The following is a 7,445-nucleotide window of genomic DNA, read 5'->3' on the forward strand; positions in this document are numbered from 1 at the left end:
ACTGCGGCGGCTCCTCGGCACAAGTTCCGCTCGTGCTCGACTGGCTGAGCGACACGCCCGCGCAGACGCGGAACGGGCGGTGGCCGTCGCCGGCCACCGCCCGTTCGTGCTTCCTCGTTCAGCCGTTCATCGCCGCGCGAGGTCCGGCTCGGGCATCTCGCCCGGGGTGGGCTCCGCGGGCGGAGCGCCCGTGGTGAGGCCACGTACGGTGGTGCCGGCGGTGCCCGGATAGAGCCAGAAGGTGCCGACCACGTCGGCGACCACCCCGGTGGTTCCCGAGTGGTTGTAGACGTTGAACCGGTCGGTCGGGCCGATCAGGGTGACGGCCGCGTTGGCCACCGTCTCCCCGGCTGCGGCGTTCAGGTTGCTGGCCTCCGGCCGGTCGATGCCGGTGATGCCGTTCGGCCACACCTTCAGGACGGTGCTGGCGGTGGGGGCCACCGCGGTGACGTTGAGCGCCAGCGCACGCGTGTCGGCCGTCGCCACCGCGCCGGGCGTGGTGACCACGCCGCTCCTGCCGGGACCGAGGTTGACCGGCAGGCCCTGGCCCACGCGGCTGTCCACGATCCGGGTCGGCGTCCGCGGGTTGAAGCGCAGACCGTTGCGCAGGCCGGAGTCGTCGATGAAGCCGACGATGTCCACGATCACGTGGGTGTCCTTCAACGTGTAGACGCCGAAGGTCGGCAACTCCGAACTCCACGGGCAGTCGTAGCAGCGCCGCAGCGGCACGACCGCCAGGTTGGGGGTGACGGACCTCGCCTTGTAGTTGACGGTGGACGTCTTCGGCTCCGGCCATTCACCGTTCCACGCGGTCAGGAAACCGTTGGACGTCGGCGACACCGCGGTGATGTTGAGAACCGCGGCGCGCATCCGCCAGTTGGCGTCGTAGCCGTAGTTCAGCGCCAGCCGCACCTGGTGGTCGGCCGGCAGCTTCCGCCCCCAGTCGCTGCGGCTGTCGAAGAGCCGTCGCGGGACCACCGGCAGGAACTGCCCACCGACGCCACGGTTGGTGGTCACGAAGCTGTTGTCGCCGGCGTAGAAGCCGACCACGTCGACGATGGCGTGGGTGTAGCCCGAGCTGTTGTTGACCGCCACCTTCCCGCCCGAGCCCACGGCCACCGTCACCGAGTTGGACCGGGTCCAACCCCGCTTGAAGTTCAGCGACGAGGCGTTCGGCTTCGCCTTCCCGGACGGGTACACCGTCAGGAAGCTCGACGCCGTCGGCTCGGTGACGGTCACGTTGAGCACCACCGCGGACACGCCGGCGGACGGGACGCCGCCGCGGCCGGTCACCTGGAGGTTGGCCGTGCCGTTCGGGCCCAGCTTCGCCTTCGCGGCACCGTTGCCGGTACGCGTGTCCATGATCCGCGCCGGGGACAGCGGGTAGTAGGTGCCCCGGGAGCCGATCACGCCGTTCACGGTCAGCGGGACCGTGCGCGGGCTGCTGAGGCTGTCGTTCGGCAGCTCCAGGACCGCGTGCCGGGTGCCGCCGCCGGCCGGCGTCGGCGCGACGTCCACCCGGCAGGTCTGACCCTTGAGCAGCGTCGCGTCCCTGCAGGTGTCGGCGGTGACGACGAACGACGAGGCGTCGGTGCCGGTGATCGTGGCCGCCCCGAAGGTGGTCGGCTCCGCGCTGGTGCCGGTCACGGTGACGGAGTTCGCCGGGCCCCGGTCGGCGATGTACTGGTCGCCGAAGGAGAGCGAGGCCGGGGAGACGCCGACCGTACGCGGGTCCAGACCGTTGACGCCGAGCTGCACGTACCGCTTGCCGAGCAGCGTGTTGTCGGGGAGCTGGAGCCACGTCCAGTCGCCACCCAGCTTGGTCGGCGCGGCACTGATCGTGACGGTGCAGGTCTCGCCACGGACCCGGGTGGTACCCGAGCAGGTGTCCTCGCTGATCGAGAAGGCGGTCGTCGGGGACCAGAAGCCGGCCGTGCCGAAGACGGTGGCCGCCGACCCGGTCGACGTCACCGTGATCGTCCGGGTCACCGGCGGGCTGCCCACCAGCCGGTCACCGAAGTTGTGCGACATGACGTCGGTCGCAGCGGCGGCGTAGTCGACCGACGACTTCCACCGGATCTCGCCGTGCAGGTCGTTGTAGCTGGAGTAGCAGGAGATGACGTACGACGCCGCGAAGGCGGTCAACGCACCCGTCTCCGGGTCGGTGGTGGCCTCCCGGACGGTGAGCGTGCCCGGGGCCTCGTCGCAGCTCGCCCCGGCGTGCTGCACGTCGGCGAGGGCGTGATCGGCGCTGGGATAACCGGCCAGCTGGTACGCGGTCCCGGCGGTCCAGGTCGCGCCGGTGGGCGGGGCCAGACGCCACGTCCAGTTGTCGCCGCCCTGCTCGGCGCGGAGGTTGAGTTCGCCGCCGGCGGCCGCGCCGACGGTGAAGGTGGCTCCGTCGGCCTGGTCGAACACCTGGGTCCCCTGGTACCACCAGGAGTTGGGGTTGCCGTCGACGGAGAGAGCGGTGTGGGGAGCGGTCGCCGCCGGGGCCGCGTCGGCGGGACCGGACACCGCCGTCGTCACGACCACCGTGGCGATGACGCCCGAGAGGACGCCACGGATGTTGGGCAAGAAAGACCCCCGTCTTTGGGAAGAAAGAATGCCAGCGGACCATAGGTGGGGGATCGATCGACCGGCAACACGGTAACCCGACAACTGACCGAAAAGATCATCAGAGTCGGCCGGTCGTGTCGTCGCCGGACAGGGCGTGGGAGACCGGGCGGGCGACGGGACACCCACGGCATCGATCCGGGTACCGTGTGCGCTGGCCACGGCACCGGGTCGACGGGCCGGTCACCCACACCAGCAGGGAGTCGAGGACGTGAGCGAGCGTACGCAGAACCGGTCGGCGGGCCAGGGCCCGGAGACGAAGGCACAGCGGCGGCTGGCCGCCCAGCTGGCGGCGCAGAAGGCCGCCGAGGCGAAGCGGCGCCGGCAGGCCTGGCTGGGGGCGCTCGCCGGCGTCGCCGTCATCGCGGTGATCGTGGGCGTCTTCGTGGTGGCCCGGGGCGGCGACGAGGCCCCGAAGCCGGCCGCCTCGCCCGCCGGCTGCCCGGGCGGCTTCCCGACCCTGCCGGACGGCGCCGACCGGGCGCTGTGCAGCAAGCCGCAGGCCGGCAAGGGCGAGGGTGAGCTGAGCGGCCTGAAGGCCACCCCGCTGATCCGGGGCAACGGCGCCGCCGCCCAGAGCGGCCAGCAGATCACCGTCAACTACGTCGGGGTGTCGTACCGGACGGGCGAGGAGTTCGACGCCTCCTGGAAGCGCTCCGAGCCGTTCTCCTTCATGCTCGGCCAGGGCAACGTGATCCCGGGCTGGGACCAGGGCCTGCAGGGGCAGACCGTGGGCAGCCGGGTGCAGCTGGACATTCCGGCCGATCTCGCGTACGGCGACAAGCCGCAGCGCCCGGGCGCCCCGGCCGGCCCGCTGCGCTTCGTCGTCGACGTGCTCGCGGTGCAGTAGCCCACAGGGTCTTCCCGCTCGTCACCTACCCGCAGTAGGTTCGGGGTCACCGTGGGCGGTTTCCGCCGCGTCACGGTGACCCCTCACCATTGCGGAGGTGCGCGTGTCGGCGCTGGACGACCCCGGGCGGACCGCCCGGCTGATGTGGACGCACGTCGAACCTCTGCACGCGGTCACCTACTTCCATCCGCGGGCCCGGGCCGCGTACGAGGCGGTCGGGCTGCGTGGCTACTGGCGGGGCTACTTCGCCGGCCGGGCCGCGCCGCTGGGCCCCACCGACGCCGCCCCGGTGATCGCCGCGTTCTACACCTTCGCCCCGCCCATGGTGAGCCGGGCGCTGCCGGCGGTCTGGCGGCTGGCCACCCCGCAGGAGGCGCTGCGGGCTCGGCTCACCGGCGCCGTGCAGGCCCTCGCCGAGCTGACCTACGAGCTGCCCGAGACCCATCTGGCCGAGGCGGCGGAGCTGCTGGAGGAGGCCGCCGGGGCGATCGAGCCGGCCGGCCGGGTGCTCGGCGCGGCCAACGCCGCCCTGCCGCGCGGTGAATACCCTCTGGCCCGGCTCTGGCAGGCGGCCACCACGCTGCGCGAGCACCGCGGCGACGGGCACATCGCCGCACTGGTCGCCGCCGACCTCGATCCGGTGGAGGCGCTGGCCTGGCGGGTCGCGGTGGACCAACCCCTGCAGAACCTGCTCGGCCGGGGCTGGTCGGAGGAGCAGTGGCACGCGGCACGGAGCCGGCTGGCCGAGCGTGGCTGGCTCGGCCCGGAGGGCGAGGCGACCGAGCTCGGGCGGGCCGGTTTCCAAGCCGTCGAGGACGCCACCGACCGCGCCGCCGCCCGGCCCTGGCGGGCGCTGGGCCCGGACCGCACCGACCACCTCCGCGAACTGCTCGAACCGATGGCCCGCGCCTGCCACACGGTGATCCCGGAGAACAGCCCCATCGGGCTGCCCGCCCTGCAGAGCTGACGCCCCGCCGCCCGCCCCGGTCGGGGAGGATGGGCGGGTGACGGTGGATGCGGTGGTGTTCGACCTAGACGGCGTGATCGTGGACTCCGAGCCGGTCTGGGAGGAGGTCCGGCGGGCGTACGTGGCCGCGCACGGGGGCACCTGGCAGCCGGACACCCAGCGCCGGCTGATGGGGATGAGCACGGGCGAGTGGGCCGACTACCTCAGCGCCGAGCTGGGCGTCGACCGCGACGCCGGGCAGGTCGCCACCGAGGTGGTCGAGGAGATGACCCGGCGGTACGCGCGCCACGTACCCCTGATCGACGACGCCGACCGGGTGGTGCGCCGGATCGCCGGGCGGTGGCCGCTGGGGCTGGCCAGCTCGTCGCCGACCCGGCTGATCGCCGCGGCGCTGGCCGCCATGGACCTCACCGACGCCTTCCGGGTCACCCTCTCCACCGAGCAGACCGCGCGGGGCAAGCCCGCGCCGGACGTCTACCTGGCCGTCGCCGACCGGCTCGGCGTCGACCCGGCCCGCTGCGTCGCGGTCGAGGATTCCTCCAACGGGGTACGCTCCGCGGCCGCCGCCGGCATGCCGGTGGTGGCGATCCCGCACGGGTCGTACCCGTTGGACCCGGACGCCGCGGCCCTCGCCGCCGTGGTGCTGACCTCGGTGCACGACCTCACCCCGGAGGTCGTGGACCGGCTGGGCTGATCCCCGGCCGCCCGTTGTCAGATCCGGCGGCTGCGGCTGGACCGGGGCAGGAACGGGACCTCGGGGCGCTCACCGACGGCCGGAGACGCCTCGACCGGCTCACGGGCGGGCTCCGGCGGGGCCGGCGGCGCGACGTCGGCACCGACACGAAGCGTCACGTGCGGAGTCGGTGCCAACTCTGGTACGTCCCGCATGACCCCTCCTCGACCGGCTACCCGGTGATACGGACGGCGGGCCCCCCGGGATCGGTCGGCGGCAGCGGACCGGGCACCGGCCCGTAGCGGGCGACCGCCGAACCGGTCACCGTCGCCCAGTGCAGATCGCCGTACGACCAGTGCCACCAGGCGGACGGGTAGTTGACGAGGTTCATCGCGGTCAGGGCGTGGACCAGCAGCAACCGGCGCGCCCGGGGCTCGGGCGGCACCAGCGGCGACGCGGTGTGGCAGGCGCCGTCGCACTCCTCGGGCCGGGCGTAGAGGCTGCTGCCGAGTGCGAACTCCATCCCGGTGCTATCACACAGAGTGAGGTCGACGGCCGCGCCGGTGAGGTGCGGGTCCGCCCGGTGCGGCGGTGCTCGCCGGCTGATCCGGTCCACCAGCCTCGCCCGGCCGGTCCACCCGGGGTCCCGCCCGACGGGGCACGGTCCCGCACCGGCCGGACGCCATCCGCCGACCACGGTCAGCCGCAGGCCCGGCGGCAGGAGGGTCTGGGCGGCGACCAGCCGGTCGACGAGGGCGCTCCGCAGGAACGGGCCGGAGTCGTGGGCGGCCGGACGGACCAGGATGCCGACCGCGCCGACGTCGACCAAGGGATCGCCGCACTCGACGAGGCGGACGGGCGCGCGAACTCCGGTGGGCTCCGGCAGGTACAGCGGCATGGTGGACATCCCCCAGCGGGTACGGCGGACGGGCCACCCGGCGATGGCCGGGTGGCCCGTCCGCGGAGGCGGTCAGAAGAGGCGGTCGAAGGCCGACCAGTTGTTGCTGATGGCCGCGCCGGTGCCCGAGGTGAAGCCGCCGGAGCCGTTGCCCTTGTACAGGTGCAGATCCTTCGTCGACGCGTTGCGCGCCAGCACGTCGCCGTCCCCGTCGCCGTCGAAGTCGCCGACTGAGAAGATCATGTCGAAGGTCGACCAGTTGTTGCTGATGGCCGCGCCGGTGCCCGAGGTGAAGCCGCCCGAGCCGTTGCCCTTGTACAGGTGCAGGTTCTTGGTCGAGGCGTTACGGGCCAGCACGTCCGGGTCACCGTCGCCGTCGAAGTCACCGACCGAGAAGATCCGGTCGAAGGCCGACCAGTTGTTGCTGATCGCACCCGCGCCGGCGGAGAAGCCACCGGAGCCGCTGCCCTTGTACAGCCACAGGTCCTTGGTCGAGGCGTTACGGGCCAGCACGTCCGAGTCACCGTCGCCGTCGAAGTCACCGGCCGGGAAGATCATGTCGAACGCGGACCAGTTGTTGCTGATCGCCGCGCCGGTGCCCGAGGCGAAGCCACCGGAGCCGTTGCCTCGGTACAGGTGCAGGTCCTTCGTCGACGCGTTGCGCGCCAGCACGTCGGCGTCCCCGTCACCGTCGAAGTCACCCGCGTTGACGACGATGTCGAACGCCGACCAGTTGTTGCTGATCGCCGCGCCGGTGCCCGAGGTGAAGCCACCGGAGCCGTTGCCCTTGTACAGGTGCACGTCCTTCGTCGACGCGTTGCGCGCCAGCACGTCGGCGTCGCCGTCACCGTCGAAGTCGTTCGATCCCCACAGCGCGTCAACGATGATCTGCGCGTCGCCCGCCTCCGGCTGGTAGCGGTCCGGATAGGCGGAGACCTGGACCGTCTGGCAGACCACGCCGATCTGGGTGGTCATCCAGGAGTTGTCCGGAAACTTCCGCAGCATGCTGTTGAGGAAGGCGTTCGTCGCCCAGGTCGGGTCGAGCCGCTGGCTGGCCGTACCCCAGCTCGCCCGCTGCTGGAACAGGCCGAGGCTGTCGTGGTCGACCATCTCGTCGATGTTGCGGATGCCGGTCTCGACGATGGTGGTGGTGACGGCGATGGTGGCGGCCCTCGGGTGCAGGCCCCGGGCCTGCACGGCCTGGACCACCTTCCGGGCGCAGGAGACGCGGTACGCGTCCATGTAGCCGTCCATCTTGGCGCTCAGTCTGGTGTTCAGCGTGGCGGCGAGGGCGGCGTCTCCGGCGGTGGTGCCGACGGACGAGCAGGGTGCGGTGCTGTAGGCGAGGGTGGTGTAGCCGGCGTCGGCGACCAGACCGCCGACCACGCCACCGACGACCACCTGCGCGACGGTGTGGTCCCGTAGCCGTACCCGGGACCAG

At 72.6% G+C, this 7,445-nt stretch carries 7 protein-coding genes; 3 read left to right on the forward strand and 4 right to left on the reverse strand.

Annotated elements, in window-relative coordinates; all coding sequences use genetic code 11:
• Positions 1–126 precede the first annotated feature (126 nt).
• Positions 127–2,577 carry a choice-of-anchor D domain-containing protein gene (locus ACSNN7_RS21130; RefSeq protein WP_436682673.1) on the reverse strand — a complete coding sequence of 817 codons (2,451 nt, stop codon included), beginning with the start codon at positions 2,575–2,577 and terminating at the stop codon, positions 127–129.
• A 250-nt stretch (positions 2,578–2,827) separates the two neighbouring features.
• Here ACSNN7_RS21130 and ACSNN7_RS21135 point away from each other — a divergent pair, with 250 nt between their 5' ends.
• From ACSNN7_RS21135 to ACSNN7_RS21145, 3 genes are all read left to right on the forward strand, one after another.
• Positions 2,828–3,466 (forward strand): FKBP-type peptidyl-prolyl cis-trans isomerase, encoded by a 639-nt coding sequence (locus ACSNN7_RS21135; RefSeq protein ID WP_436682674.1) that lies wholly within the window; start codon positions 2,828–2,830, stop codon positions 3,464–3,466.
• A 142-nt stretch (positions 3,467–3,608) separates the two neighbouring features.
• Positions 3,609–4,433 carry an SCO6745 family protein gene (locus tag ACSNN7_RS21140; RefSeq protein WP_436682680.1) on the forward strand — a complete coding sequence of 275 codons (825 nt, stop codon included), beginning with the start codon at positions 3,609–3,611 and terminating at the stop codon, positions 4,431–4,433.
• 37 nt (positions 4,434–4,470) lie between these two features.
• Positions 4,471–5,127 carry an HAD family hydrolase gene (locus tag ACSNN7_RS21145; RefSeq protein WP_436682675.1) on the forward strand — a complete coding sequence of 219 codons (657 nt, stop codon included), beginning with the start codon at positions 4,471–4,473 and terminating at the stop codon, positions 5,125–5,127.
• 17 nt (positions 5,128–5,144) lie between these two features.
• On the opposite strand, the gene ACSNN7_RS21150 is transcribed toward ACSNN7_RS21145, so the two are convergent.
• From ACSNN7_RS21150 to ACSNN7_RS21160, 3 genes are all read right to left on the reverse strand, one after another.
• Complete coding sequence (locus ACSNN7_RS21150) at positions 5,145–5,321, reverse strand: hypothetical protein (RefSeq protein ID WP_436682676.1); 177 nt, start codon at positions 5,319–5,321, stop codon at positions 5,145–5,147.
• Between the two features lie 17 nt (positions 5,322–5,338).
• Positions 5,339–6,013: a M15 family metallopeptidase gene (locus ACSNN7_RS21155; protein ID WP_436682677.1), complete on the reverse strand. Its 675-nt coding sequence runs from the start codon at positions 6,011–6,013 to the stop codon at positions 5,339–5,341.
• A gap of 63 nt (positions 6,014–6,076) precedes the next feature.
• A partial coding sequence (locus tag ACSNN7_RS21160) for an FG-GAP-like repeat-containing protein (RefSeq protein WP_436682678.1) occupies positions 6,077–7,445 on the reverse strand: 1,369 nt, incomplete at its 5' end.

Origin of the sequence: Micromonospora sp. URMC 105, from assembly GCF_051386295.1 — a bacterium.
Taxonomy (GTDB): domain Bacteria; phylum Actinomycetota; class Actinomycetes; order Mycobacteriales; family Micromonosporaceae; genus Micromonospora.

Coding starts and splice junctions, on each gene's coding strand:
- ACSNN7_RS21140 (WP_436682680.1), top strand. CDS start 3,609: ATGTGGACGCACGTCGAACCTCTGCACGCGGTCACCTACTTCCATCCG.
- ACSNN7_RS21150 (WP_436682676.1), bottom strand. CDS start 5,321: ATGCGGGACGTACCAGAGTTGGCACCGACTCCGCACGTGACGCTTCGT.
- ACSNN7_RS21155 (WP_436682677.1), bottom strand. CDS start 6,013: ATGTCCACCATGCCGCTGTACCTGCCGGAGCCCACCGGAGTTCGCGCG.